The following is a 26552-nucleotide window of genomic DNA, read 5'->3' as shown; positions in this document are numbered from 1 at the left end:
CCGTATCATACCAAGAGGGCTCTTTTTTGTTCAAGTCCCCGAAAATTCTTCTAACAGGAATGCTCCTTTAAAAATAGTTTTGTTAGTATTTTACAACTTTTATGAAAGAGTGAAAAGAAAAAAGTGGGTTTTTCACTAGAAAATAAGATCCAAATAAGCATGAAAGTAATGAAAGGAAGGATGAACGAATGTTTTCACAACCAGTTATGTTTTTAGCTATTTTATTGGTTATAGGATTGATTGCAAAAAATCAGTCGTTAATTATCGCTGTAGGTTTTCTATTAGTTATTAAATTAATAGGTCTAGACAGTAAGGTATTTCCCTATCTACAGTCTAAAGGAATTAATCTAGGTGTGACCGTTATTACAGTTGCGGTATTAGTGCCGATTGCAACAGGTGATATTGGTTTTAAACAATTGGGAGAAGCTATTAAGTCGTCATATGCTTGGGTAGCATTAGCTGCAGGAATTTTAGTGGCAATTATTGCTAAATATGGACTGACTTTATTGTCGGAAGATCCCCATATTACAACGGCTCTTGTATTTGGTACAATCCTAGCTGTGACGCTATTTCAAGGGGTAGCTGTAGGTCCTCTGATTGGTGCAGGAATTGCCTATTTATTTATTAAAATTACAGAGTTATTTTAGTGGAAATTTTTTTATAATAACAATTTTTTTAAAATTTATTTACTCTTTTCATTCACAAAAGTCAGATAATTGTTTATAATATAGTTTGAAGCCGCATCTCATTACATACAATTGTATGATATAACGTATACGATCAAACAACTAAAAAGCATGCTAGATAGCATAAGTTCTTTATGTTATTTAGCAATATGAAAATGTAAGCATTTTCTTTTTTGTCAGGGTCTTAAGAAAACCCTATGAGGAATGCTGTGCTTCTATAGAAATGTCTTATGTGATGTGGAATTGAGCCAACGCTCAATATAATTTATTTTTGTATGTACAATAGGGTGTATGGGGAAATCTTTTCTGTAAAGGAGATGGGAATATGACTGCGACTCGAGGTTTAGAGGGAGTTGTTGCGACAACTTCAGCGGTAAGCTCCATTATTGACGACACGCTAACTTATCGTGGTTACAATATTGATGATTTAGCAGACTATGCTACATTTGAAGAAGTAGTTTATTTGCTTTGGCATGGAAAATTACCAAATAAAGAAGAATTATCTATTTTTTCTAGGTTACTAGCAGAGAATGCTAAATTACCTCATGAAGTATTAAATCATTTCAAAACATATCCAATTAAAGACGTTCATCCAATGGCAGCTTTAAGAACAGCTGTATCACTAATTGGCTTGTACGATCCAGAAGCAGACCTAATGGATGAAGAAGCTAATTATCGTAAGGCAGTTCGCCTACAAGCCAAATTACCGACAATTGTAACAGCCTTTTCACGCATTCGCAAAGGGATGGATCCAATTGAACCAAATGAAAACTATAGCGTTGCAGCCAACTTCTTGTACATGTTAACGGGGAATGAACCGACTGACATCGAAGTTGAAGCATTTAATAAAGCACTTGTCTTACACGCTGACCATGAGCTAAATGCATCTACATTTACCGCTCGCGTCTGTGTGGCAACTCTCTCAGATATTTATTCTGGTATTACAGCAGCAATCGGAGCCTTAAAAGGACCTCTTCATGGTGGTGCAAATGAAGCCGTTATGAAAATGCTATCTGATATTGAAACGGTAGAAAATGCAGAGCCGTATATTCGTAGTAAGTTAGCAAATAAAGAGAAGATTATGGGCTTTGGTCACCGAGTGTATCAGCAAGGGGATCCACGTGCTAAACATTTGAGAGAGATGTCTGAGAAGCTTACAAAACAAGCTGGAGACTCTACTCTTTATGAAATGTCTGTAAAGATTGAAGAGATTGTTACAAGTGAGAAGAGGCTTCCACCAAACGTAGACTTCTATTCCGCTTCTGTCTATCACAGTCTAGGAATTGATCATGATTTGTTTACACCAATCTTTGCTGTAAGCCGCGTATCAGGTTGGGTAGCACATATTTTAGAACAGTATTCAAACAATCGATTAATTCGTCCACGTGCCGATTATATCGGCGAAGGAAAGCAAGCGTATATTCCGATTGAGCAAAGAGATTAACTTTTATGTAAGAAAGTGCTCAGCGTAAGTTGAGCACTTTATAATAAGCTATTAATCTATTAAGCTTTAAAACTTCAAGGGGGTTATTTTTATGACAAACGGACAAAAAATTACGGTAACAAACGGAGTATTAAATGTACCTAACAATCCAGTAATTCCATATATCGAAGGAGACGGAATTGGTCCGGATATTTGGGCAGCAGCATCTCGTGTATTAGAAGCAGCTGTTGAAAAAGCATATGATGGCGAAAAAGAGATTGTTTGGAAAGAAGTATTAGCAGGGGAAAAAGCATTCAACGAAACTGGCGAGTGGCTACCAGCTGAAACATTAGATGTTATTCGTGAGTACATAATCGCGATTAAGGGACCATTAACAACGCCAGTAGGTGGAGGAATCCGTTCACTAAACGTTGCTTTACGTCAAGAGTTAGATTTGTTTACTTGCTTACGTCCAGTACGTTATTTCGAAGGTGTTCCATCACCAATTAAACGTCCAGAAGATACGGACATGGTTATCTTCCGTGAAAATACAGAGGATATCTATGCTGGTATCGAGTATGCAAAAGGTTCTGAAGAAGTTCAAAAGTTAATCAACTTCTTACAAACTGAAATGGGTGTTAATAAAATCCGTTTCCCTGAAACATCAGGTATTGGAATTAAGCCAGTATCATCTGAGGGTACAGAGCGCTTAGTTCGCGGAGCAATTAACTATGCAATCGAACACGGTCGTAAGTCTGTAACGCTTGTTCATAAAGGAAACATCATGAAGTTTACTGAAGGTGCCTTCAAAAACTGGGGTTATGAATTAGCTGAAAAAGAATTCGGCGATAAAGTATTTACTTGGGCTCAATATGACCGCATCGTTGAAAAAGAAGGAAAAGATGCTGCAAATAAAGCACAAGCAGAAGCAGAAGCTGCTGGAAAAATTATCGTAAAAGATTCAATTGCAGATATCTTCTTACAGCAAATCTTAACTCGTCCTCGTGAGTTTGACGTAGTTGCAACAATGAACTTAAATGGTGACTATATTTCTGATGCTTTAGCTGCACAAGTAGGTGGAATTGGTATTGCACCGGGTGCTAACATTAACTATGAAACTGGACATGCAATCTTTGAAGCAACACATGGTACTGCTCCTAAATATGCAGGTCTAGACAAAGTAAACCCTTCATCTGTATTATTATCAGGTGTGTTAATGCTAGAACATTTAGGCTGGACTGAAGCAGCTGCGCTTGTAATGGAATCAATGGAAAAAACAATCGCTTCTCAAGTAGTAACATATGATTTTGCTCGCTTAATGGATGGAGCGAAAGAAGTAAAATGCTCTGAGTTTGCAGATGAGTTAATTAAAAACTTAGGAAATCAAGTAACAGTATAATAGTAAACGAGAACGATTTGGGGGAATTAACATGTCAAACAAACGAAAAAAAGTCTCAGTTATTGGTGCTGGCTTTACAGGTGCAACAACTGCGTTTTTGATCGGACAAAAAGAATTAGCTGACGTTGTATTGGTGGATATTCCACAGGCAGAAAACCCAGCTAAAGGTAAAGCGTTGGATATGTTAGAAGCAGGCCCAGTACAAGGTTTTGACGCTAATATTACAGGAACAGCTAACTATGAAGATACAGCTGACTCTGATGTCGTCATTATTACGGCTGGTATTGCACGTAAACCTGGTATGAGCCGTGACGATTTAGTTACGACAAACCAAAAGGTAATGAAGTCTGTAACGCAAGAAATTGTTAAATACTCACCAAATTGTTATATTATCGTGTTAACCAATCCAGTTGATGCGATGACGTATACAGTATTTAAAGAATCAGGATTTCCAAAAAATCGTGTAATTGGTCAGTCTGGTGTACTAGATTCGGCTCGTTTCCGTACATTTGTAGCACAGGAACTGAATGTATCAGTTAAGGACGTTACTGGCTTTGTACTAGGAGGACATGGTGACGATATGGTTCCTCTTGTGCGCTACTCATACGCAGGTGGAATTCCGCTTCAAACGTTAATTCCACAAGATCGCTTAAATGCTATTGTGGAGCGTACGCGTAAAGGTGGCGGCGAGATTGTAAACCTTTTAGGAAATGGTAGTGCTTATTATGCACCTGCTGCATCTCTCTTAGAAATGACAGAAGCTATCCTAAAAGATCAGCGTCGTATCTTACCTGCAATTGCGTACTTAGAAGGTGAATATGGCTACAGTGGTATTTACCTTGGTGTACCAACAGTTCTAGGTGCCAATGGTATTGAGCAAGTGATTGAATTAGAACTAACTGAACAAGAAAAAGCAGCTTTAGATCAATCTGCTGATTCAGTTAAAAATGTGATGAGTGTTCTTGTTTAAAAATAGACAAGCACTTGGTAAACGGTGTGGTAAAAAGCATCATTTATAAAAGAAAAACAGGAAAATTCGAGGGAAACCTCGAATTTTTTTGTTGTAGAAGTTTCACTGCTTTAGACAAGAACTGTTCGCATGATTAGCGATCGTTCATGAAAGCTACAAAGAGAAAGGATGAAGTAGCAATGGTGCTAGGGAAAAAACAAAAGGTTGGAAGAACCATAAAACAAATCCAAGTTGGCGAAAAGCTTTCACTTACTGAACGCATAGAGGACAAGGATATTCTTCTATATCTAGGCTTAACAAATGACGCCAATCCCCTTTATATTCAGCATGATTATGCTGCGCAAACGACGTTTAAAAAGCCGATTGTTCCAGCAATTATGATCAATGGAATGATGACAGCGGCTATCTCCAAATATTTGCCGGGTCCAGGAAGTCATATTCTAAAGCAAACCGTTGCATTTCCTAAGCGTATTTACCATTACAGTACAGTCGAGTTTTTATTTGAAGTAGTTAATAAAAATATGGACGAAAAGACAATTACAATTGATGTACAGGCAACAGATGAGAATGAGGAGAGCGTTGTACAAGCTCAATTTATTGTATGTCCTCCTCAAGAACTATCGATTGCCGAAACACATGAGTTTGAGAACTTTTAATGCAGTGACAAACGGGCCTCCTTTTTAATTAGGGGGCTTGTTTATTGGCATAATATTATGAAATGCCTTTGAGAACTTTAAGGAACCAGTGTATGATAATGACATACATATAGACAAAATATTGGGTGAAGTGGCGTTTAAAATGAATTGATGGAGGCTTATGTTACGAACATGAATAAGAGATTATTAGTAGTAGACGATGAACAGTCAATCTCAACATTATTACAGTATAACCTGCAGCAAGCTGGTTTTGAGGTCAGCACGGCAATGGATGGAGAAGAAGGGTACAATAAAGCACTGGAAGAAAACCCAGATTTAATCGTGTTAGACTTAATGCTTCCCAAAATGGATGGAATTGAAGTGTGCAAAAAGCTTAGACAGCAGAAAGTTATGACGCCTATATTAATGTTAACGGCTAAGGATGATGAGTTTGATAAAGTGTTAGGTTTAGAACTTGGAGCAGATGACTATATGACAAAACCGTTTAGTCCACGAGAAGTTGTTGCTCGGGTAAAGGCCATACTTCGTCGTTCTCAAATTAGTAATCAAGCCAATCAGGAAGAAGAGGATGGAGAAAGAATCTTTATTGGAGATTTAAAAATTCTTCCCGAGCATTACGAAGCTTATTTTCAGCAAGAGCAGCTAGAATTAACGCCAAAAGAGTTTGAACTATTATTATATTTATCAAAACATAAAGGGCGAGTGCTGACGCGTGATCAGTTATTAAGTGCCGTTTGGAATTATGACTTTGCGGGTGATACAAGGATTGTAGATGTCCATATTAGTCATTTGCGTGAAAAGATTGAAAGCAATACAAGAAAACCAATTTATATTAAAACCATTCGTGGTTTAGGGTATAAATTAGAGGAACCAAAGGTAGATGAATAAGTTCCGCTCGCGCTTACTTTTTGCACTGCTAACGTTAATTATTGTGGTACTGGTTTGTTTAGGCTTATTATTAGCTCAGCTTTTCAAAAATTTCTATTTTCAAACCTTTCAAGAACGGATGGAAAAAGAAGCTGAGCTTGTCGAACTTTTTATTGGGAAAGAAGGCCTGACAAATCCAACTCTTCAAGAAAATGTAGATTCGATTAGTGAGTCATTAAGTGTTCGAGCAACTATTATTAACAATGACGGTACAATTCTTGTAGATTCAAATGCAAGTAGTCACAATGGCTCCTTGGAAAACACTCGTATACTCCAAGAGGTAATAAAGAAGCAAAGCGTGAATCAGGAAGCATTCAGCCGCATCGAAGAAAATCATGACCTCTACTATTATGGTGTGCCACTTGTCATTGACGGTCAGAAAGAAGGGTTTGTTGTTTTAAGTACTTCTTTTGCGTCATTAAATCAAGTCAATCAACAAATATGGGGACTGTTAATTGGAAGTCTTGGCGTTGCGTTAATCGTCATTTTATTACTAGGAATAAAGATTATGAATCGCTATACCAGACCAATTGAATCGGCTACTCAGGTAGCCATGGAGCTAGCAAAAGGCAATTATAAAGCTCGTACTTATGAAGATTATATGGATGAAACAGGAATGCTAAGTCAATCCATTAATGCATTAGCCCGTAATTTACAAGAGTTAATTCGTAGCCAAGAGATGCAACAAGATCGCCTGCGGACGCTCATTGAAAATATGGGTAGCGGGATGATTTTAATTGATAGTCGCGGCTATATTAACCTAGTAAATCGAGCTTATAAAGAACAATTTCAAATAAAGATGAATGATTTCTTATATCACCTATATTATGAAGTGTTTGAACATAAAGAAGTCGTTTCCCTAGTAGAAGAGATTTTTATGACAGAAGTGAAGGTTCGCAAATATGTTGTACTCTCTCGAAATATCGAACGTCGACATTATGATGTATACGGAGCGCCAATTATCGGATTAAATGATGAATGGAAGGGGATTGTTCTGGTTTTTCATGACATAACAGAACTTAAGAAACTAGAGCAGGTTCGCCGAGACTTTGTTGCTAACGTATCTCATGAGTTAAAGACACCCATCACATCAATTAAAGGCTTTAGTGAAACGCTTTTAGATGGTGCTATGGAGGAACCAGAGCTAAGAAAGCAGTTTCTATCGATTATCATGAATGAAAGTCAACGGATGGAAACGTTAATACAAGATTTGTTAGATTTATCAAAAGTGGAACAGCAAGGTTTTCAGCTAAACGTTCAAGCCATTAATATTAATACGCTTCTTTATGAAATCGTTATGGTTCTTTCTAATCGAGCAAAAGAGCGAGGAATTGATCTTCAAATTGAAACACTTGAAGAAGAATGTTTAATTGAAGCAGATATCCAGAGGTTAACCCAAATCTTTATGAACTTAATTAGCAACGCATTGAATTATACGATGCCAAGCGGTAAAGTTCATATTCGAATTGAAGAAAAATTAGACAAAGTCCTTGTTCATATCACCGATACAGGGATTGGCATCGCACAAGAAGAAATTCCTCGAATTTTTGAACGCTTTTATCGCGTAGATAAAGCAAGAAGTAGAAATTCCGGTGGTACAGGTCTTGGACTAGCAATTGTCAAACATCTTGTAGAAGCACATAAAGGGCATATTGGCGTACAGAGTAAAGTGAATGAAGGGACAACTTTTTCTGTCACGTTAAATAAATACTTAGAAAACTAAGCAAATGTTTACGTTCCTTTTACAAAGCATTTAAGGAAGCTTAATATAAGCTTGTTATACTTTTCTATGGAAACCCCTTCATCCAAGGAACCAATTTTGGAAGACGAGAGGAGTCTTCATACTCCTTTCGTCCATTTTTTTTATAACATAAGACAAAGGTATTATTCTATAAAGGATAATGCCTTTTTTGTTTATATCATTTATAATTAGGGCGCATTCTTAGTTCGAATTATGCATGAAACTAGTTTCTGGTAAAAAACTAACTGTAATTAGATAGATTAGTTTTTGTTGTTGAGAGGAAACTTTTGATAAAATAGAATAAACGTTCTTTTTTTGAAATGGAGGATTATTCATGTCCAAGAAATTAGTATTAATAGACGGCAATAGTATCGCATATCGTGCATTTTTTGCTCTGCCTTTACTGAATAACGATAAAGGTATACATACAAACGCAATTTACGGATTTACAATGATGTTAATGCGCATTTTAGAAGAAGAGAAACCAACACATCTTCTTGTAGCATTTGATGCTGGTAAAACAACTTTTCGTCATAAAACATTTACAGAGTATAAAGGTGGAAGGCAAAAAACGCCCCCTGAGCTATCAGAGCAATTTCCATTTATTCGAGACCTGCTAGATGCCTATGGAATAAAGCGCTATGAGCTAGAGAATTACGAAGCCGATGACATTATTGGTACATTAGCAAAGCAAGCTGAAAAAGAGAACTTTGAGGTGAAAGTAATTTCAGGTGACAAAGATTTACTTCAGCTTGTTTCAGAACACATAACAGTAGGTATCACGCGAAAAGGTATTGCAGATGTTGATGCCTATACGCCAGCTTTAATCGATGAGAAGTATGGCATTAAAGCTATGCAAATTATTGATATGAAGGGACTTATGGGTGACTCTTCTGATAATATTCCAGGTGTTCCTGGAGTTGGAGAAAAGACGGCTCTGAAATTATTAAAAGAGTTTGGAACAGTTGAAAACGTCTTAGAATCAATCGATCAAGTGAGTGGTAAAAAATTAAAAGAAAAGCTATCAGATAACAAAGAGCAGGCACTCATGAGTAAAGAGCTTGCTACAATCGACACAAACGCACCTATTGAAGTGAGCTTGGAAGCTGTTGCGTATCAAGGTGAAAACAGTGAAAAGCTTGTAGCACTATTTAAAGAACTTGGCTTTAATTCTCTTTTAGATAAATTTGGTGGCGATTCAGAGGAAAGTAGCTCTTTTGAAGAGCTTGAATACAAGATAGTGAACAGTGTAGACAACGAGATATTAACAAACGATGCTGCGCTTGTTGTGGAAGGATATGAAGAAAACTATCACCATGATCAGCTGCTAGGTTTTGGTATTAGCAATGAAAATGGCCATTTTTTCATTGGAAAATCAGTAGCTTTAGGGTCCGCTGAATTTGTGAACTGGTTACAGGATCAATCAATGAAAAAGACTGTATTTGATGGAAAAAGAATGGTCGTTTCAATGCGATGGGAAGGCTATGAGATTAAAGGAATTGAACAGGACATTATGATTGCTTCTTACATCTTAAATCCTGCTGAAGCCAACGATGATCTAGCTACAATTGCTAAGCTAAAAGGATATACGCAAGTGAGCTCTGATGAAGTGGTATACGGAAAAGGGGCAAAAAAATCAGTACCTGAAGTAGGAGAATTAGCAGAACATGTTGCTAGAAAAGCAGCGGCTCTTCAATTTTTAAAAGAAAAGCTGCTAGCCGAGCTAAAAGAAAATGAGCAGTATGACTTATATGAACAGCTCGAAATGCCCCTGTCATTTGTATTAGCTGATATGGAATATCAAGGAGTGAAAATTGACCATAACCGCTTAGATGAATTAGGGAAAACCATTCATGAACGTCTGAAGGAATTAGAAGCTACTATTTATAGTTATGCTGGAGAAGAATTTAACATTAATTCAACGAAGCAGTTAGGCGTTATTTTGTTTGAAAAGCTTGAGCTCCCTGTTATCAAAAAGACAAAAACAGGCTATTCTACTTCCGCAGACGTGTTGGAGCAGTTAGCTGATAAGCATGACATTATCCAAGAAATTTTAGAATACCGTCAGCTTGGCAAGCTCCAGTCCACATATGTGGAAGGGCTAAAGAAAGTCATCCATTCCGATCAGAAAGTTCATACGCGTTTTAATCAAACTCTAACGCAAACAGGGCGCTTAAGCTCAGTTGATCCGAACTTGCAAAATATTCCAATACGCTTAGAAGAAGGGAAAAAAATACGTTCAGCTTTTGTCCCGTCAAAGAAAGGTTGGGTAATCTTTGCTGCTGACTATTCTCAAATCGAGCTACGCGTTTTAGCGCATATTGCAGCTGATGAAAAACTAATTGAGGCATTTACAGAAGATCTCGATATCCATACAAAAACGGCTATGGACGTGTTCCATGTAGCAAAAGAGGACGTGACGTCTAATATGAGGCGTCAAGCAAAAGCGGTTAACTTCGGAATTGTGTATGGTATTAGTGACTATGGGTTATCACAGAACCTCGGGATTACGCGAAAAGAAGCGGCAAAGTTCATTGAGCGCTACCTGGAAAGCTTTCCTGGTGTTCAAGAATATATGGCGGATATTGTACGTCAAGCAAAAGAAGCGGGATACGTAACAACTTTATTGCATCGTCGTCGCTATCTGCCAGAGATTACAAGTCGCAACTTTAATCTGAGAAGCTTTGCTGAGAGAACGGCTATGAACACACCTATTCAAGGAACAGCTGCTGATATTATCAAAAAAGCAATGATTGAAATGGCAAAGCGATTAAAAGAAGAGAAATTAGAAACAAAGCTTCTTCTTCAAGTACATGATGAGCTTATCTTTGAAGCGCCAAAACATGAAATTGAAATTCTTGAGCGTATTGTTCCAGAGGTGATGGAAAGTGCACTAAAATTAGATGTACCTTTAAAAGTAGATTACTCGTATGGTGCTACTTGGTTTGACGCTAAGTAAACAACAATGAATTAGCAAAGAGAGGTGGATAAGGTGCCCGAATTACCAGAAGTTGAAACGGTTCGCCGCACGCTCATTCATTTAGTAAAAGGAAAAACAATTGATGAAGTAAAAGTAACATGGCCAAATATCATTAAGCGACCGGTTGAAGTTGAACAGTTTTGTGATGCACTAAAGGGACAGACGATTCAAGATGTACACCGTCGAGGGAAATTTCTAAAAATCATTTTAGATAACTACGTATTAGTTTCTCACCTCCGAATGGAAGGTAAGTATGCTCTTGCTAAGAAGGATGAACCAATTGATAAGCATACACATGTTATTTTTCTGTTTAAGGATGGTACGCAGTTAAGGTATAAAGATGTACGAAAATTTGGGACCATGCATTTATTTCAACCAGGAGAAGAAGAGCTCTCACCACCTCTAAGTACACTGGGTCCGGAGCCTTTTGAAGAACTGTTTACGGCGGAAGTTCTAAAAAAACGAATCGGTCGAACGAGTCGAAAAATTAAGGCGGTTTTATTAGACCAACAAGTGGTCGTTGGGCTTGGGAATATCTATGTGGATGAAGCGCTTTTCCGAGCTCGTATACATCCTGAGCGTGTAGCAAGCCAGCTCACCGATGAGGAGTTGGACCGTTTGCATAAAGAAATCGTAGCAACTCTACAGGAAGCGGTTGAAAAAGGTGGAAGTACCATTCGATCCTACGTAAATACTCAAGGAGAGATGGGGATGTTTCAGCTTCAGCTTTATGTTTATGGTAAAAAAGACGAACCTTGTGTTGTATGTGGCACTCCGATTAAGAAATATGTAGTAGCGGGAAGAGGTACGCATATTTGTCCAAGTTGCCAGAAGCTTGAAGAATAATAACAATGGATGGGCTCCTTTCATATACTTTAGATAGATGAAATGGAAGGAGCTCTTTAAGATGATTTCACTTTCTTTAATACTAGTAGCTTTTGCAGTAAGCCTAGATAGCTTCAGCGTAGGATTAACATACGGATTGCGAAAACTTAAAATTCCGTTTAAATCAATTTTAATTATTGCTTGTTGTTCCGCGTTTACATTAACGCTTGCGATGTTTGTCGGCAAAATGATTACGCATTTATTTTCTCCGGCTGCGCTTGACACCATTGGTGGCATTATTTTTGTATTGTTGGGCATGTGGATTTTGTATCAATTTTTTCGTCCTGAAGAAGAGGAAACAGCAAAGCTGGAAGAAAAAATCATTTTTAAAGTAGAAATAAAATCCATTGGCTTGGTCATTAATATTTTGAAAAAGCCGACGACAGCAGATTTAGATAAATCAGGCTCTATTACGGGAGTTGAAGCGTTAATTTTAGGTATCGCGTTATCATTGGATGCATTTGGAGCTGGAATAGCAGCAGCTTTATTAGGTTATTCGCCAGTCATATTGGCCATCGCAGTAGCGGCAATGAGCTTTATTTTCCTTACATTAGGAATTCAAATTGGAAAATGGTTTTCTAAACTAGCTTGGATGAGGATGTTTTCATTTGTACCAGGTGTTGTATTGATTTTAATGGGAATATTGAGATTATAAGAAGTAAAAGGGAGAACATTATGACGATTGTTGTTGGTTTAACGGGTGGAATCGCTAGTGGAAAAAGTACGGTCTCAGCGATATTCCGTGAAATGAATATACCGGTAATCGATGCTGATCAGATTGCAAAAGAAGTCGTTCAGAACGGTAGAGTCGCTTATAGTAAGATTGTTGAGGCATTTGGAAAAGAGATTTTACAAGAAGATCTAGAAATTAATCGTGCTGCTCTTGGTCAGATTATCTTTCATAACGAACAGGAGCGTCAAAAGCTCAATTCAATTGTACACCCGGAAGTTCGAAGTGAAATGTTAAAGCAAAAAGAACAATTGATTGCTGAGCAATATCAGCTAGTTGTGTTGGATATTCCACTTTTGTTTGAAAGCAAATTAACGTATCTAGTAGACCAAGTTATTGTTGTCCATGTAAATGAACTTGTGCAGCTTGAGAGACTACAAAAAAGAAATAACCTCTCTAAAGAAGATGCATTAGCGAGAATTAAGTCTCAACTGCCTTTAACTGAAAAGGCAAAGATGGCAGATTTTATTATTGATAACAATGGAAGTATAGATGAAACAAAAGAGCAAGTTATAAAACTTGTATCAAAATTAACAAATTGAGTTGGAGAGAAGTCATTCTTTCCAGCTTTTTTTAATATATGTAGAATAAGACAACAAAATAATGTGCAATAATTCTTCATTTTAAAATTATTTATGTTATACTATTTTGTATAAAAAGTTAATTAGTATAACATATTTGTTAGGGGGAATAACCATGAAAGCACGAATTGCAATTAATGGTTTTGGGAGAATTGGAAGAATGGTTTTTCGAACAGCGATTGAAGAGGAAAAGTTAGATATTGTTGCAATTAATGCAAGCTATCCTGCAGAAACTTTAGCGCATTTAATCAAATATGACTCCATTCATGGTCCATTTGCTGGAGAAGTTATCTGTGAAACAGATGCGTTGATTGTAAATGGTAAAAGAATTCAGCTACTTGACTCGCGAGATCCACTCTTATTACCATGGAAACAATTACAAATTGATTTAGTAATTGAAGCAACTGGAAAATTTAATTCTAGAGAAAAAGCGCAGTTACATATTGAGGCTGGTGCTCAAAAAGTTGTCTTAACGGCACCTGGTAAAGATGAAGATGTCACAATTGTAATGGGAGTAAATGAAAAGGTGCTGGATGTGCATAAGCATCATATTATCTCAAATGCATCTTGTACGACAAACTGCCTAGCGCCTGTTGTCAAGGTATTAGACGAGGCTTTTACTATTGAGAACGGTTTAATGACAACGGTTCACGCATATACGAACGACCAAAAAAATATTGATAACCCACATAAAGATTTACGACGCGCGCGCGCATGCGGTCAGTCCATTATTCCTACAACAACTGGGGCTGCCAAAGCATTATCACTTGTGCTTCCTCATCTCAGTGGGAAATTACATGGTATGGCGCTGCGAGTTCCAACGCCAAATGTATCGCTTGTAGACCTCGTTGTTGATGTTAGGAAAGCGGTAACAAAAGAAGCGGTGAATAAAGCGTTTATTCAATCCGCAGAAGGTCCACTACAAGGAATACTGGCATTTACAACAGAACCGTTAGTATCAATTGATTTCAATACAAACCCCAATTCAGCAATCATTGACGGCTTATCAACCATGGTCATGGATGAACATAAAATTAAAGTATTAGCGTGGTACGATAACGAATGGGGATACTCACAAAGAGTAGTCGATTTAGTAAAATATATTACAGCAGAGATGATTCAAAATTCAAAGCTAAAGGTTGGATAAATAAGCGAGGCAATCATGCCTCGCTTATTCTATTTGAATTCATTGTTTGTTCTAACTGAGATAGGGAACTAATAAATGAGAGGTCTTAAAAAGTGGTGGGGCAGAGAATAAATCGAGTTTAGCTACGGATTGCAAATTTAAATAAAATCACGTGTTGCAAAATGAGTCTAAACAAAGTATACTATGTTTCGTGAACTTCTTGTGTACCTTTCGGTTATGTATCTACTTAAAGGGTTAGGACCTCTCTGGACTAACTTTCCCCCGTGGTAGTTAACATGCTATATGGCGAAAGAATTTCATATTTAACGATTAAAAATTGTTAAAGGGGGAAATATCATTATGGAAACAATGGGTCGTCACGTTATCTCAGAATTATGGGGTTGTGATTTCGATAAGTTGAATGATATGGATTATATTGAAAAAACGTTTGTAGATGCAGCACTAAAAACTGGAGCGGAAGTTCGTGAGGTTGCGTTTCATAAATTTGCACCTCAGGGCGTAAGTGGGGTTGTTATTATTTCAGAATCACATTTAACTATCCACAGCTTTCCAGAGCATGGGTATGCAAGCATCGATGTATACACATGTGGAGACTTAGATCCAACAATTGCTGCTGACTATATTGCAGATGAACTAAATGCTCAAACACGTGAGACAATTGAAGTACCGCGTGGAATGGGTCCTGTACAAGTAAAGCAAACGAAAGCAAATGTACTTTAATAGTATAAAACAAAGCTAAGAACAATTAGGGACTGCTCTATAAATTGGACTCGCCATTTATAGACAGTCCTTTTTAGATACAAAAATACCGTTTATCCATTATAATAAAGAAAGTAGCTAGGGTATCTTTAGTAGCTATAGCGATTATTTTGATAAAAAGGAGTCTACACAACATGGGGATTATTCAAAAAGTAAAGTCAGTTTTTTCGAATCATTCTGAAACTAGGGACCACCACGAAAATCCAAAGTTACAAACACATTACTACAAATCAACAGCCTCTCAAACATTTACTCAGGTGCAAAATTTATTGAAGAATATGAATGGAGTAGAAATTTTAGCCGCTTATGAAGAGCGTGGAGAGATTAGCTTAAACGTGTCAAAGGGGAGAAAGGCGTTTGTTGTTATTACGATTATTTCATTACGACCTTTTGAAACCGCTATCGATTTTTCGGTTACAACGGAATCAAAAGTAATACCATTCGATTTTGGTTATAGTAAAGAATTAATCATCTTTTTTTATAAATATTTTGATCAACATCTGATTGCTATTAAGTAAGGGAAATAAAGTGTATTAAACAAATAAAGCTGTGTAGCGCCTTTATCTATTGGAAAACAAATGTTTTAGGAAATAAAATTTCAGAATTCATTCTCCTTCACTTGTATTCAAGCTTTGTTTTCTATAATATGAAAACAAAGTGAATTTTTATTTTGAATTTCTAACGTACACAAGTGGTTAGTTCGTACAAGCTGCTTAGTTTATACAAATATAAAAGGTTATTTATTGGAGTTGAGAAGATGAAATGTCCTTCCTGTCAGTATAATGGAACGAGAGTGTTAGACTCACGGCCTGTTGAAGAAGGTCGTTCAATTCGCAGACGGCGTGAATGCGAAAGTTGTCACTATCGTTATACAACATTTGAAAAAGTAGAAGAGCCACCTTTAATTGTAGTGAAAAAAGATGGGGCGCGTGAAGAGTTTAGCAAAGAGAAAATTTTACGCGGTTTAATAAAGGCATGTGAGAAAAGGCAAGTTAGCTTAAAACAATTAGAAGATACTGTACATGATATTGAATCTGAATTGCGCAGTCAAGGTGCATCGGAAGTACAGTCAGACGTTGTTGGGGAAATGGTAATGGAAAGACTAGCTGCTATCGATGAAGTATCGTATGTACGCTTTGCTTCTGTTTATCGTCAATTTAAAGACATTAATGTATTTATTGATGAACTAAAGGAGTTAATTAAGAAGGAAAAATTATAAAAGAGCTATTAAAGAGATTTTTTAGCTCTTTTTTGCTATTTTAGAATTGGGTAGGTAATGATGATGAATGAGCAACATTGGAAAGAAATCATTCCAGTTGACCGTTATGTTGTGAGAACGAGCGGCGTTATTCAAGAATATGATCGAAAAGTGTTAACAACTCTATATCAACCGTTAATTGGAACCGTGTGCTATGGCTTATATATGACGTTATGGAGTGAACTAGAACAAGGACGCTTATGGGGAACAGAAGCAACGCATCATCACCTAATGGCCGTTATGCAAATGAACTTGAAATCCATTTATCAGGAGCGATTAAAGCTTGAAGGTATTGGCTTATTAAAAACCTATATGAAAGAAGAGGACGGGGGAAGAGTTTATATTTATGAGTTAATTCCACCATTAACACCACAGCAGTTTTTTGATGATGGTGTTTTAAACGTCTACTTATACAATCGATTAGGTAAAAATGTATTTCAAAAAATTAGACGATATTTTATGGATCCAGCTGTGGACCACAGTGAGTTTAAAGACGTTACTCGTTCATTTAATGATGTGTATAAGTCAGTACAAACGACAGAGCTCACGTCAAGTTTACAACGAGAGAACCAAGATGTCTTCAAACCAAGTGGAGATCTGGACTATGTGGATAATTCACAAAGAGCTAGTATAACAATTAAGGATGCTAGCTTTGACTTTGATTTATTTTTGACAGGGTTAACTGAGTCTATGATTTCGAAAAAAGCAATTACAGCCAAGGTGAGGTTAGCAATTGAAAAGCTAGCATTTTTATATCAAATTGATGCTCTGCAAATGAAGAATGTGGTCTTGGACGCGTTGAACGAAAATGATCAAGTAGATATTGAGCTGCTTCGAAAAGCTGCTAGAAACCATTATCAGTTTGAAAATGGAGAAGCGCTGCCTAACTTAAGTGAACAAATTCAGCCGCCGTTATTGCGAACTATGGAACATAGAGAGCCAACTTCTCAAGAAGAGAAGTTAATTAAGCAGTTAGAAGTGACGTCTCCAAGACAGCTACTGACGGACTTGTCCGGTGGAGCAACGCCTTCTAAAGCAGATTTACAAATGGTTGAAGACGTTATGTTTCATCAAAACCTTTCTCCAGGTGTTGCTAATGTACTCATTTATTATGTCATGCTAAGAACGGATATGAAGTTATCAAAAGCATATGTGGATAAAATTGCAGGACACTGGGCTCGTAAAAAGGTAAAAACAGTGGAAGAAGCGATGGTCATTGCGAAAAATGAGCATAAAGAATACCAAAACTGGGCTGAATCTAAGCAAACGGCGACGAAGAAACAAAGAACAGTTCGTAAAGAGATGGTGCCAGATTGGTTGAAAGAAGAGTCTGAAGAGAAAAAGAAGCCTCAAAGTCAAAAAGAAGATTTAGACTTTGAAGAAGAAAAGCGGAAACTTGAAGAAGAGTTAAAACAGCTTGATTTAGATTTAAAGAAAAATCGTGAAGATTAATGAATGGAAAGGAGAGGTGATGGGGTGAAGTCAATCAATGATTCGCTAAACAAACTAGCAAATAATCAAGGTTTCAAGGAACGATTTGAAACGTTAAAATCAGAAGTGCTTTCTGATCGTAATGTCCAAGATTTCTTAAGGAAGAATCGAGATCAATTGGATGAAGGTATTGTAGAACGAGGTCTCATTAAGATGCATGAATTTAAAGGACAAAGCAAAGAGTGTCAAGACTGTCCATCCCTGCAAAGCTGCGTTAATATGATTAAAGGTTATCAGCCAAAGCTTGTAATTGATGGTAAAAACATTGATGTGACCTATGAGCGCTGCCCTCGAAAAGTAACTGAAGATGAACGCAAAGAGCAAGAATCATTTATCCAGTGTCTTTATGTACCGAAAGATATTTTAGGTGCTTCCATGTCAGATATTGAAATTGAGCAAGGAAGGCTTGAAGCAATCAAGTTAGTACGAGATTTTGTCAGGGAGTATGAACCTAATAAGAAGATGAAAGCTCTTTATCTACATGGATCGTTCGGTGTTGGAAAAACATACTTTTTAGGTGCCATTGCTAATGCTTTAGCTGAAAAGAAAGTAAAATCAACGATTGTATATGTTCCTGAATTCTTACGTGAGCTTAAAGGATCTTTTCAAGATAAAACCTTTAACGAGAAGATTGAATACGTCAAAAAAGTGCCCGTCCTAATGTTAGATGATTTGGGAGCAGAATCCGTAACAAGCTGGATGCGCGACGATGTATTGGGTACCATTCTTCAATTTCGAATGTTAGAAAATTTACCTACTTTCTTTACGTCAAACCTAAATTTTCAGCAGATGAAGCACCATTTAACGTATACGCAAAAAGGCGAGGAAGAAGAGCTGAAAGCTGCCCGGATTATGGAACGAATCAAGACGTTAGCCACTCCTGTAAAGGTAGAAGGTGAAAATAAACGTAATAAATGAGCAGTTCTTTTACATTTCATGTAAGGACTTGCTCATTTTTTTTCATGTTGCCCCATATATATAAATAAAGCGTGTCCAAAAGGGGGCTAACATTAGTGAGAATTTTCTTTAAGTATGAAAAAGAAGCAATTGGTATTTACAGGTCGCTATGCGCGAAACGAAGCGCTTTATCATATGCTCCGCAATGCTTTAAACTTGTGAACAGTCAGCTTCTAGTAATTGACGTGACATATAATCGAGACGAAATTGTACACGATATGCTAATCCCAGTATTGACAGACTTTATATTAGAGCAGAAAGAAGAGACGATTTTAAGTGAGATTTTGAAACAGAAATTTTTCTATACGGATGAACAAGAGCTACAGCTTATGATAGACATGGTCTATCATATTGTAGAAGGTGAGAAAGTTGACGTACCTAAACGTGACTTTCCGATGCCTAAAGATTTATTAATTAGAGAAGCGCTTCAAGATTTTCTGGTTAACAACGTTACGTTTACATTTGAGTCTTTTCTCCAGTTTCGATTAAAGAACTATCGCTCTCGCTTACAGTACTATTTAGAAATCGCTATTGATGAATATAAACTAGAATATGAATATCAAATGTTTGTTGAACAGCTGCGACAAGTTATTTTAACGGAGGAAGCAAGTTGCGAAGCTGTACATGTTGTGCATTCACAAGAGAACGAATTTCAACTCTATGATGAAAACTTTGGATTGCTAACAGTGAATCAGCGTCAACATCTGGCTGAAGAATTTATGAAAAAGAATGAGTCGTTATACATAGACCCATCCGTTATAGCGCCTCTCATTACACTATCTCCGCAGCATATTTATATTTATAGTGATCGTGAGAATACACATGATTTCATTTATACTATTCAAAATCTTTTTCAAGAACGAGTGGTCATATGCACAAAACAAGAAGCGTCATTTTTAAAAAAAGAGAATCTGACTTGAGAGGTTGATTTCTATTTTAAAAATGAATATAATAGGCTCATATTGTAAAAATTTTAATCAGCGATAAGTAATGATGAGGACATGAGTTTATATTTACGGTTTATTAGAGAGAGAATCCGTGGCTGAAAGATTCTTAACACGATTTATATCCTTACCACCTCTAAACTTCAGTAGTAAACAAGTATTTTACTTTAGTAATTACTGACGGAATTTCCGTTATCAAACCTCGAGCTGTCTTTCATTGTGCCTTGTTAAGCAAAAAGACAGAAACAAGGGTGGTACCACGTGTATACACAACTCGTCCCTTATTAAGGGATGAGTTTTTTTATTTGCGTAAATAACCAGTTTATGCAAGATTATATTGAGATAAATAAGGAGTTGAATCACATGTCAGAAGTTATTTCAATGACATTTCCAGATGGAGCAGTAAAAGAGTATCCTAAAGGTACAACGACAGAACAAATTGCATCATCAATTAGCCCAGGGCTAAAGAAAAAATCAATTGCGGGTAAAGTAAACGGTGAGCTTTTAGATTTGCGTACACCAATCCATGCAGACGGTCAGCTTGAAATCATCACACAAGATTCAGGTGAAGCACTTGAGATTATGCGTCACAGTACGGCGCACTTAATGGCTCAAGCAATTAAGCGTGTTTTTAAAGATCAAAAGGTCCAGCTTGGTGTAGGACCAGTTATTGAGAATGGATTTTATTATGACATTGATATGGAGCATTCCATTACACCTGACGATCTAATTGAAATTGAAAAAGAAATGAAGAAGATTGTAAACGCCAATATTGATATTGAGCGTCGCGAAGTGTCTCGTGAAGAAGCAATTGAGCTTTATAAAGAAGTTGGAGATGAATTAAAGTTAGAGCTTATCGATGCTATTCCAGCAGGTGAGACTGTAACGGTTTATCACCAAGGAGAATTCTTTGATCTTTGCCGAGGTGTCCACGTTCCATCAACAGGAAAAATTAAAGAGTTTAAACTGTTAAATATTGCAGGTGCTTACTGGCGTGGAGATAGCAACAATCAAATGTTGCAGCGCATTTATGGCACGGCATTCTTCAAAAAAGCAGATTTAGATGAGCACTTACGTTTATTAGAAGAAGCGAAAGAGCGTGATCACCGTAAAATTGGTAAAGAGCTTAACTTATTCACAAACTCACAAAAAGTTGGACAAGGTCTTCCATTATGGTTACCAAAAGGTGCCACAATTCGTCGCGTTATTGAGCGCTACATTGTGGATAAAGAGGTTGCGCTAGGTTATCAACATGTGTATACACCAGTCCTAGGTAGCGTAGAGCTATATAAAACATCAGGTCACTGGGATCACTATCAAGACGGTATGTTCCCAGCAATGGAAATGGATAATGAAGATTTAGTTCTTCGTCCAATGAACTGTCCACACCATATGATGGTATATAAAAATGATATCCACAGCTATCGTGAATTACCAATTCGTATTGCAGAGCTAGGTACGATGCACCGCTATGAAATGTCAGGTGCACTTGCAGGTCTTCAGCGTGTTCGCGGTATGACGCTAAATGATGCACATATCTTTGTTCGTCCAGACCAAATTAAAGACGAATTAATTCGTGTGGTTCGCTTAGTAGAAGCTGTATACAAAGACTTTGGCTTTGAAAATTACTCGTTCCGCTTATCGTATCGTGATCCAGAAGATACAGAGAAATACTTCGATGATGATGCAATGTGGGAAAAAGCACAAACCATGTTAAAAGACGCGATGGATGAGCTTGGCTTAGACTATTACGAAGCAGAGGGTGAAGCAGCATTCTACGGTCCGAAGCTAGACGTTCAAGTTAAAACGGCTCTTGGAAAGGAAGAAACTCTTTCAACAGTGCAGCTGGACTTCTTATTGCCAGAGCGTTTTGATCTAACATATATCGGTGAAGATGGAAAACAGCATCGCCCGGTTGTTATTCACCGAGGTGTCGTATCAACAATGGAGCGCTTTGTTGCTTTCTTAATTGAAGAATACAAAGGGGCATTCCCAACATGGTTAGCACCTGTTCAAGTTCAAGTGATTCCAGTATCGCCAACTGTTCACCTAGACTATGCAAAAGAAGTTCAAGAGAAACTTCAGTTAGCTGGCGTACGTGTGGAACTAGATTCACGTGAAGAGAAAATTGGCTATAAAATTCGTGAAGCTCAAATGCAAAAAATTCCTTACATGCTAGTAGTGGGAGATAAAGAAGTAGAAGAAAAAGCGGTTAATGTTCGTAAATACGGTGAGCAAAATTCAGAAACTGTTGATTTTGAACAGTTCTTAGCAGGATTAAAAGTAGAAATTACTCGCTAATGAAAAAGCGGAGAGGGCAACTTCTCTGCTTTCCTTTTTAAAAAAAGTAAAAAAATGTTGCATAAATGTTTTTCCTTTGGTAAAATGATTTTTGTTGTTAAATAAAGAATGAAATCATTGACTTTTGTCTTTGTTGATACTATAATAGCTTAAGTAATTGAATACTTGTTTGTGCAGAAGAAGAAGCACCCGCTTCTCACCTGATTGACGCGTATAGAGCAGTTAGCAGGTTGACATCGTATTTACTTTTAACGATAGTAGTGTGGGTGCATTGTGTACTCACGCTTTTTTGTGTGTATACCAATATCTACACAAGCGTATTCATTCATTAAACCTTGGAGGTGGCTACTTATTAGCAAGGACATGATGGTAAACGAGGGCATTCGAGCTCGCGAAGTTCGTCTAATTGATCAAAACGGTGAGCAATTAGGAATTAAATCAAAAAATGAAGCACTTGATATTGCTGCACGAGCAAATCTTGACTTAGTAATGGTTGCTGCAAACGCGAAACCACCTGTATGTCGTATTATGGACTACGGTAAGTTCCGCTACGAGCAACAGCGTAAAGAAAGAGAAGCTCGTAAAAACCAAAAGGTTGTTAACTTAAAGGAAGTTCGTTTAAGCCCAACAATCGATGAGCATGATTTTAACACAAAACTTCGTAACGCACGTAAGTTCCTTGAAAAAGGTGATAAAGTAAAAGCGTCAATTCGTTTTAAGGGTCGTGCTATTACTCATAAAGGAATTGGACAAAAAGTACTTGATCGTTTTTCAGAGGCTTGCGCTGATGTTAGTTCAGTTGAATCAGCTCCAAAAATGGAAGGACGCAGCATGTTCCTAGTGCTTGCACCTAAAAACGAAAAGTAATAGAACGAGGAGGAACACCCCATGCCAAAAATGAAAACACATCGTGGCGCTGCAAAGCGTTTCAAAAAAACTGGAAGCGGTAAGTTAAAGCGTGCTCGTGCTTACACTAGTCACTTATTCGCTAACAAATCTACTAAACAAAAACGTAAATTACGTAAAGGTTCTTTAGTAAGCAAAGGTGACTTCAAACGTATTCGTCACTTATTAGATAACATTAAGTAATTTGGGTTGAGATAGAAACATAACAGGAGGTAACAATTATGCCACGCGTAAAAGGCGGTACAGTAACACGCAAACGTCGTAAAAAAGTTTTAAAATTAGCCAAAGGTTTCTTCGGTTCAAAGCATAGATTATACAAAGTTGCTAATCAGCAAGTAATGAAATCATACATGTATGCTTATCGTGACCGTCGTCAGAAAAAACGTGATTTCCGTAAATTATGGATTACACGTATCAATGCAGCAGCTCGTATGAATGGTCTTTCTTACAGCCGTTTAATGCACGGATTAAAATTAGCAGGTATTGAAGTTAACCGTAAAATGCTTGCTGAATTAGCTGTAGCTGACGAAAAAGCATTTGCTGAATTAGCAGCAGCTGCTAAAAAAGGCTTAGAGAAGTAATTTCTGCTAAAAAGTCTTGTTACCACTAGGTAGCAAGGCTTTTTTGTTTATTGGAGGGATTATCTTTGTTTTTAATGATATACGCGATACTTATCAACCTTATAGGCTTATATGTAATGAATGCAGACAAAAAAAGAGCTCAGCGAAATGAATGGAGAATCAAAGAGCAAACACTTTGGACGATTGCCATTATCGGAGGAGCTCTAGGTGCAACCATTGGCATGAATCTTTATCGTCACAAAACAAAGCACGCAAGCTTTCGTTTCGGTCTGCCTGCTTTGGTGGTTGTTCATTTGGCATTATTGCTAATCTATATGTAGATGAATAATTTGAAAAATGAAATGGGAGAAGCCATGAACAAACATCTTGCTTTTTATTTTTAAGGCTATTGTTTTAGATAGATGTAGTAGTAGGCTCCTTATCTATGAGTTAGAAGAAAACGTTTCAAACGTAGAGGTTAATGGAGCTGAATATGCAAAGTGGAGAGCGTTTTTAAAATTCCTTCAAGAGAGTAATCTCATCAAAAGGCTTCCCTATCCAAAAGCCCGGTGATTGAAATGAAAGATGTGATACTCCAGCAGGACTAGCGAGTCAGGTGAGACCTCACAGTATACAAGGAGGGTCGGTCGCTCGCCCTGAGGAAAGGGAACAATCTGGAATGGAAATCGCACTAAGCAGAGAGGCCTTCTTCAACAAGAAGTAAGCATACTGTTTATCAAAAGCTTTCTCAATAAAAAAGCCCAAAAGCTATTGCTTTTGTGGCTCGTTCTTTAAAAACTCTCGTACGGGACTTTTCCAGCTAATAATGGCTTTTGGGTATAAAGTTGATACCTTAGCAGACACCAATCTGATATCCTCATGAGTTAAATCATTGAGCTGGTCAGGATTTTTTAATAACATAGTAATAGAAAAAATTTGTTCATTTATATATTTTTCGCCTTCAAACAAAACACCTTTATACGTTAACTCCAAATTTTTACGAACATTTTCTGCTTCATCCACCACGTAAAATTCATTTTGCTCTTTGGCTTGCATTAATTTTCGTTTTGGATTTCGAACATATCGTATAATAAAAAGGACGAAATAGACTAATAAAGCAATTACTAATAGTCGCATTAAGAGCACAATCAAAGCGATATCGCCTCCTTGCCGAGGGTTGTTTCCTAACAGTACGTATAAAGGGCGAAAAGGTTTCATTTATTTTTAATTTTATATTAATATTTATTTTATTTTAGGAGAGATTAGATATGAACTTACAGTCTTTATTTAACATGCAGCGCCAGCTAGATCAACATATTGAAACAAATCATAAGCTTCAAAACGAAGACTTGGTTTCCCGCAAACTTCTTGCTTTATTAGTAGAATTAGGCGAGCTGGCTAATGAAACGCGTTGTTTCAAATTTTGGAGCCTAAAACCGTCGGCAGATAAAAAGGTTATTTTAGAAGAGTTCGTAGACGGTGTTCACTTCTTATTATCTTTAGGAATTGAATGGGGATTTGATTCAATTGAAGAACTTCCGGTTAAAGCGGACAAAGAAACTGCAACAGAACAATTTTTACATGTGTTCTCTTTGCTCACACAATTAAAAGGAAGCGTAGATCAAGAACAGTACATAGAATCATTCTCTTCATACATGGGTCTTGGAGAAATTCTTGGCTTCGCAGCTGAGGAAGTGAAAACGGCTTATATTATGAAAAATGAAGTGAACTTTAAGCGTCAAGACGAAGGGTATTAAGAAGAAAACATTTCCTCTGAAAATACTTTCTTATATAATAAAAGATATACATATGAAAGGGGTATGGATAAATGAAAAAGTTAGATGAAACATTACAAATGTTAAAAGACTTAACTGATGCAAAAGGTATTCCTGGAAACGAACGCGAACCAAGAGAAGTGATGAAAAAATATATTGAATCTTATGCTGATAGCATTTCAACAGACGGACTTGGAAGCCTTATTGCCAAAAAAGTTGGTGATGAAAAAGGCCCTAAAATTATGGTTGCAGGTCATTTAGATGAAGTTGGCTTTATGGTCACTCAAATTGATGATAAAGGCTTCATTCGTTTTCAAACTGTAGGTGGCTGGTGGTCGCAAGTTATGCTAGCGCAACGTGTTACAATTGTAACGCGCAAAGGCGATATTACAGGAGTTATCGGCTCTAAACCTCCTCATATTTTACCTGCTGAAATACGCAAGAAGACGGTTGAGATTAAGGATATGTTTATTGATATCGGTGCATCTAGTCGTGAAGAAGCAATGGAATGGGGCGTAAAGCCTGGCGATCAAATTGTTCCGTACTTTGAATTTACCGTTATGAATAACGAAAAAATGCTTTTAGCTAAAGCATGGGATAACCGTATCGGCTGTGCTATTGCTATTGATGTGCTCAAGAATTTAAAGGGTCAAGAGCATCCAAACGTTGTATACGGCGTTGGAACAGCGCAAGAAGAAGTTGGTTTACGCGGTGCAAAAACGTCAGCCAATCTTATTCAACCTGATATTGCATTTGGCGTAGATGTAGGTATTGCTGGTGATACGCCAGGAGTGTCTGAAAAAGAAGCAGCATCAAAAATGGGTGACGGCCCACAAATCATTTTATATGATGCATCAATGGTTTCTCACAAGGGTCTACGTGACTTTGTAACAGATGTAGCAGATGAAATGAACATCCCATATCAGTTTGATGCGTTATCAGGCGGTGGTACTGATTCAGGAGCTATTCATATTTCAGCTAACGGCGTACCTGCACTATCTATTACAATTGCAACTCGCTATATTCATTCACATGCCGCAATGTTACATCGCGATGATTATGAAAATGCGGTGAAGTTAATTACAGAAGTTATTAAAAAACTTGATCGTGAAACGGTTAATAAAATTACGTTTGAATAAAACAAAAGGTGCACTCAATTTGAGTGCACCTTTTGTACTTACTTTAAGCTATTTTCAAGTGTTGTTAAAATTTCTTCTTTTTCACTTTTAGGCGAGTTTTCCCATAGTACTTCGAAAAGTACACCTAGACCTGGAAGCATTTTTTCTTCACCACTTTTGATAGCATCCATAATCGTTGCTTCAAGCTCTTCTTGAGAATTACCTGAAACATTTGATATAATAGCATTTCGTAAATTAAGATCCATCGTGATCACCTCAACTATAGATAGTAAAATCAAAAATAGTTTGTGTATGTCACATTCAATTTATGTATCGTAACTGAAATTGATAAATAGAG

The 26552-nt window shown here is 37.1% G+C and carries 27 protein-coding genes and 1 other annotated feature; of the genes, 25 read left to right on the top strand and 2 right to left on the bottom strand.

Annotated elements, in window-relative coordinates:
* The first annotated feature begins 188 nt into the window (after nt 1–188).
* The 23 genes from AC1UFB_RS07960 to AC1UFB_RS07850 all read left to right on the top strand — a co-directional run bounded on the left by AC1UFB_RS07960 (nt 189) and on the right by AC1UFB_RS07850 (nt 23642).
* Nucleotides 189–647 carry a DUF441 domain-containing protein gene (locus tag AC1UFB_RS07960; protein WP_025907255.1) on the top strand — a complete coding sequence of 153 codons (459 nt, stop codon included), beginning with the start codon at nt 189–191 and terminating at the stop codon, nt 645–647.
* A 364-nt stretch (nt 648–1011) separates the two neighbouring features.
* Entirely contained in the window at nt 1012–2130 is a 1119-nt protein-coding gene (citZ, locus tag AC1UFB_RS07955) for a citrate synthase (RefSeq protein WP_062686864.1), read from the top strand.
* 91 nt (nt 2131–2221) lie between these two features.
* Nucleotides 2222–3508, top strand: coding sequence for an NADP-dependent isocitrate dehydrogenase (gene icd / locus AC1UFB_RS07950; protein WP_025907251.1), 1287 nt, complete (start codon nt 2222–2224; stop codon nt 3506–3508).
* A 31-nt stretch (nt 3509–3539) separates the two neighbouring features.
* Complete coding sequence (mdh, locus tag AC1UFB_RS07945) at nt 3540–4478, top strand: malate dehydrogenase (protein ID WP_025907249.1); 939 nt, start codon at nt 3540–3542, stop codon at nt 4476–4478.
* A gap of 179 nt (nt 4479–4657) precedes the next feature.
* Entirely contained in the window at nt 4658–5134 is a 477-nt protein-coding gene (locus tag AC1UFB_RS07940; RefSeq protein ID WP_100346727.1) for a MaoC/PaaZ C-terminal domain-containing protein, read from the top strand.
* Between the two features lie 171 nt (nt 5135–5305).
* Nucleotides 5306–6022 (top strand): response regulator transcription factor, encoded by a 717-nt coding sequence (locus AC1UFB_RS07935; protein WP_025907245.1) that lies wholly within the window; start codon nt 5306–5308, stop codon nt 6020–6022.
* Nucleotides 6015–7784 (top strand): two-component system histidine kinase PnpS, encoded by a 1770-nt coding sequence (pnpS, locus tag AC1UFB_RS07930; RefSeq protein ID WP_482588934.1) that lies wholly within the window; start codon nt 6015–6017, stop codon nt 7782–7784. Before AC1UFB_RS07935 ends, pnpS begins: the two co-directional genes overlap by 8 nt.
* Nucleotides 7785–8136: 352 nt before the next feature.
* Entirely contained in the window at nt 8137–10761 is a 2625-nt protein-coding gene (gene polA, locus AC1UFB_RS07925; RefSeq protein WP_100346729.1) for a DNA polymerase I, read from the top strand.
* Between the two features lie 33 nt (nt 10762–10794).
* Nucleotides 10795–11628 (top strand): DNA-formamidopyrimidine glycosylase, encoded by an 834-nt coding sequence (gene mutM, locus AC1UFB_RS07920; RefSeq protein WP_100346730.1) that lies wholly within the window; start codon nt 10795–10797, stop codon nt 11626–11628.
* Between the two features lie 61 nt (nt 11629–11689).
* Nucleotides 11690–12322, top strand: a complete 633-nt coding sequence (ytaF, locus tag AC1UFB_RS07915) for a sporulation membrane protein YtaF (protein WP_025907237.1) — start codon at nt 11690–11692, stop codon at nt 12320–12322.
* A 20-nt stretch (nt 12323–12342) separates the two neighbouring features.
* Nucleotides 12343–12939 carry a dephospho-CoA kinase gene (gene coaE, locus AC1UFB_RS07910; protein WP_025907234.1) on the top strand — a complete coding sequence of 199 codons (597 nt, stop codon included), beginning with the start codon at nt 12343–12345 and terminating at the stop codon, nt 12937–12939.
* Between the two features lie 154 nt (nt 12940–13093).
* Nucleotides 13094–14125: a glyceraldehyde-3-phosphate dehydrogenase gene (locus AC1UFB_RS07905; protein ID WP_025907232.1), complete on the top strand. Its 1032-nt coding sequence runs from the start codon at nt 13094–13096 to the stop codon at nt 14123–14125.
* A gap of 339 nt (nt 14126–14464) precedes the next feature.
* Nucleotides 14465–14845 (top strand): adenosylmethionine decarboxylase, encoded by a 381-nt coding sequence (gene speD / locus AC1UFB_RS07900; RefSeq protein WP_025907230.1) that lies wholly within the window; start codon nt 14465–14467, stop codon nt 14843–14845.
* Between the two features lie 173 nt (nt 14846–15018).
* Nucleotides 15019–15402, top strand: a complete 384-nt coding sequence (locus AC1UFB_RS07895; RefSeq protein WP_482588930.1) for a cytosolic protein — start codon at nt 15019–15021, stop codon at nt 15400–15402.
* A 239-nt stretch (nt 15403–15641) separates the two neighbouring features.
* A complete protein-coding gene (gene nrdR / locus AC1UFB_RS07890) occupies nt 15642–16103 on the top strand; it encodes a transcriptional regulator NrdR (protein ID WP_025907227.1) in 462 nt (153 codons plus the stop codon).
* Between the two features lie 63 nt (nt 16104–16166).
* Nucleotides 16167–17594: a replication initiation and membrane attachment family protein gene (locus AC1UFB_RS07885; RefSeq protein ID WP_100348143.1), complete on the top strand. Its 1428-nt coding sequence runs from the start codon at nt 16167–16169 to the stop codon at nt 17592–17594.
* Between the two features lie 24 nt (nt 17595–17618).
* Nucleotides 17619–18551 (top strand): primosomal protein DnaI, encoded by a 933-nt coding sequence (gene dnaI / locus AC1UFB_RS07880; RefSeq protein ID WP_025907224.1) that lies wholly within the window; start codon nt 17619–17621, stop codon nt 18549–18551.
* A 95-nt stretch (nt 18552–18646) separates the two neighbouring features.
* Complete coding sequence (gene ytxC, locus AC1UFB_RS07875; protein WP_100346731.1) at nt 18647–19510, top strand: sporulation protein YtxC; 864 nt, start codon at nt 18647–18649, stop codon at nt 19508–19510.
* A 387-nt stretch (nt 19511–19897) separates the two neighbouring features.
* Nucleotides 19898–21835, top strand: a complete 1938-nt coding sequence (thrS, locus tag AC1UFB_RS07870) for a threonine--tRNA ligase (protein WP_061784962.1) — start codon at nt 19898–19900, stop codon at nt 21833–21835.
* A 171-nt stretch (nt 21836–22006) separates the two neighbouring features.
* Nucleotides 22007–22132 (top strand) — a sequence feature (ribosomal protein L20 leader region).
* A gap of 66 nt (nt 22133–22198) precedes the next feature.
* Nucleotides 22199–22702: a translation initiation factor IF-3 gene (gene infC, locus AC1UFB_RS07865; protein ID WP_025907220.1), complete on the top strand. Its 504-nt coding sequence runs from the start codon at nt 22199–22201 to the stop codon at nt 22700–22702.
* A 21-nt stretch (nt 22703–22723) separates the two neighbouring features.
* On the top strand, nt 22724–22924 hold the full coding sequence (rpmI, locus tag AC1UFB_RS07860) for a 50S ribosomal protein L35 (RefSeq protein WP_013059426.1): 201 nt from the start codon (nt 22724–22726) through the stop codon (nt 22922–22924).
* 38 nt (nt 22925–22962) lie between these two features.
* On the top strand, nt 22963–23322 hold the full coding sequence (gene rplT, locus AC1UFB_RS07855) for a 50S ribosomal protein L20 (RefSeq protein ID WP_025907209.1): 360 nt from the start codon (nt 22963–22965) through the stop codon (nt 23320–23322).
* Nucleotides 23323–23387: 65 nt separating this feature from the next.
* Complete coding sequence (locus AC1UFB_RS07850) at nt 23388–23642, top strand: DUF1294 domain-containing protein (RefSeq protein ID WP_025907207.1); 255 nt, start codon at nt 23388–23390, stop codon at nt 23640–23642.
* A gap of 427 nt (nt 23643–24069) precedes the next feature.
* Here the strand turns inward: AC1UFB_RS07850 and AC1UFB_RS07845 are convergent, their stop codons facing one another.
* Nucleotides 24070–24447 (bottom strand): hypothetical protein, encoded by a 378-nt coding sequence (locus tag AC1UFB_RS07845; RefSeq protein WP_225001589.1) that lies wholly within the window; start codon nt 24445–24447, stop codon nt 24070–24072.
* A gap of 122 nt (nt 24448–24569) precedes the next feature.
* Here AC1UFB_RS07845 and AC1UFB_RS07840 point away from each other — a divergent pair, with 122 nt between their 5' ends.
* Entirely contained in the window at nt 24570–25058 is a 489-nt protein-coding gene (locus AC1UFB_RS07840; RefSeq protein ID WP_061784965.1) for a dUTP diphosphatase, read from the top strand.
* A 71-nt stretch (nt 25059–25129) separates the two neighbouring features.
* Nucleotides 25130–26215 carry a M42 family metallopeptidase gene (locus tag AC1UFB_RS07835; protein WP_328100890.1) on the top strand — a complete coding sequence of 362 codons (1086 nt, stop codon included), beginning with the start codon at nt 25130–25132 and terminating at the stop codon, nt 26213–26215.
* Between the two features lie 38 nt (nt 26216–26253).
* Here AC1UFB_RS07835 and sspI read toward each other — a convergent pair whose 3' ends face one another.
* Nucleotides 26254–26460: a small acid-soluble spore protein SspI gene (sspI, locus tag AC1UFB_RS07830; protein ID WP_061784967.1), complete on the bottom strand. Its 207-nt coding sequence runs from the start codon at nt 26458–26460 to the stop codon at nt 26254–26256.
* Nucleotides 26461–26552 lie beyond the last annotated feature (92 nt).

This window comes from Priestia sp. KCTC 13724 (assembly GCF_056820425.1).
Note: the sequence above shows the minus strand (reverse complement) of the source record. Positions and strands in the feature narration are given on the sequence as shown.

What these genes read in the sequence shown, in the direction of transcription:
- AC1UFB_RS07840 (WP_061784965.1), top strand. Translation starts at nt 24,570, where the DNA reads ATGAACTTACAGTCTTTATTTAACATGCAGCGCCAGCTAGATCAACAT.
- coaE (WP_025907234.1), top strand. Translation starts at nt 12,343, where the DNA reads ATGACGATTGTTGTTGGTTTAACGGGTGGAATCGCTAGTGGAAAAAGT.
- polA (WP_100346729.1), top strand. Translation starts at nt 8,137, where the DNA reads ATGTCCAAGAAATTAGTATTAATAGACGGCAATAGTATCGCATATCGT.
- icd (WP_025907251.1), top strand. Translation starts at nt 2,222, where the DNA reads ATGACAAACGGACAAAAAATTACGGTAACAAACGGAGTATTAAATGTA.
- AC1UFB_RS07935 (WP_025907245.1), top strand. Translation starts at nt 5,306, where the DNA reads ATGAATAAGAGATTATTAGTAGTAGACGATGAACAGTCAATCTCAACA.
- rpmI (WP_013059426.1), top strand. Translation starts at nt 22,724, where the DNA reads ATGCCAAAAATGAAAACACATCGTGGCGCTGCAAAGCGTTTCAAAAAA.
- rplT (WP_025907209.1), top strand. Translation starts at nt 22,963, where the DNA reads ATGCCACGCGTAAAAGGCGGTACAGTAACACGCAAACGTCGTAAAAAA.
- AC1UFB_RS07905 (WP_025907232.1), top strand. Translation starts at nt 13,094, where the DNA reads ATGAAAGCACGAATTGCAATTAATGGTTTTGGGAGAATTGGAAGAATG.
- mdh (WP_025907249.1), top strand. Translation starts at nt 3,540, where the DNA reads ATGTCAAACAAACGAAAAAAAGTCTCAGTTATTGGTGCTGGCTTTACA.
- thrS (WP_061784962.1), top strand. Translation starts at nt 19,898, where the DNA reads ATGTCAGAAGTTATTTCAATGACATTTCCAGATGGAGCAGTAAAAGAG.
- AC1UFB_RS07835 (WP_328100890.1), top strand. Translation starts at nt 25,130, where the DNA reads ATGAAAAAGTTAGATGAAACATTACAAATGTTAAAAGACTTAACTGAT.
- sspI (WP_061784967.1), bottom strand. Translation starts at nt 26,460, where the DNA reads ATGGATCTTAATTTACGAAATGCTATTATATCAAATGTTTCAGGTAAT.
- speD (WP_025907230.1), top strand. Translation starts at nt 14,465, where the DNA reads ATGGAAACAATGGGTCGTCACGTTATCTCAGAATTATGGGGTTGTGAT.
- AC1UFB_RS07885 (WP_100348143.1), top strand. Translation starts at nt 16,167, where the DNA reads ATGAATGAGCAACATTGGAAAGAAATCATTCCAGTTGACCGTTATGTT.
- ytaF (WP_025907237.1), top strand. Translation starts at nt 11,690, where the DNA reads ATGATTTCACTTTCTTTAATACTAGTAGCTTTTGCAGTAAGCCTAGAT.
- AC1UFB_RS07940 (WP_100346727.1), top strand. Translation starts at nt 4,658, where the DNA reads ATGGTGCTAGGGAAAAAACAAAAGGTTGGAAGAACCATAAAACAAATC.
- infC (WP_025907220.1), top strand. Translation starts at nt 22,199, where the DNA reads ATGATGGTAAACGAGGGCATTCGAGCTCGCGAAGTTCGTCTAATTGAT.
- citZ (WP_062686864.1), top strand. Translation starts at nt 1,012, where the DNA reads ATGACTGCGACTCGAGGTTTAGAGGGAGTTGTTGCGACAACTTCAGCG.
- AC1UFB_RS07960 (WP_025907255.1), top strand. Translation starts at nt 189, where the DNA reads ATGTTTTCACAACCAGTTATGTTTTTAGCTATTTTATTGGTTATAGGA.
- nrdR (WP_025907227.1), top strand. Translation starts at nt 15,642, where the DNA reads ATGAAATGTCCTTCCTGTCAGTATAATGGAACGAGAGTGTTAGACTCA.
- AC1UFB_RS07895 (WP_482588930.1), top strand. Translation starts at nt 15,019, where the DNA reads ATGGGGATTATTCAAAAAGTAAAGTCAGTTTTTTCGAATCATTCTGAA.
- pnpS (WP_482588934.1), top strand. Translation starts at nt 6,015, where the DNA reads ATGAATAAGTTCCGCTCGCGCTTACTTTTTGCACTGCTAACGTTAATT.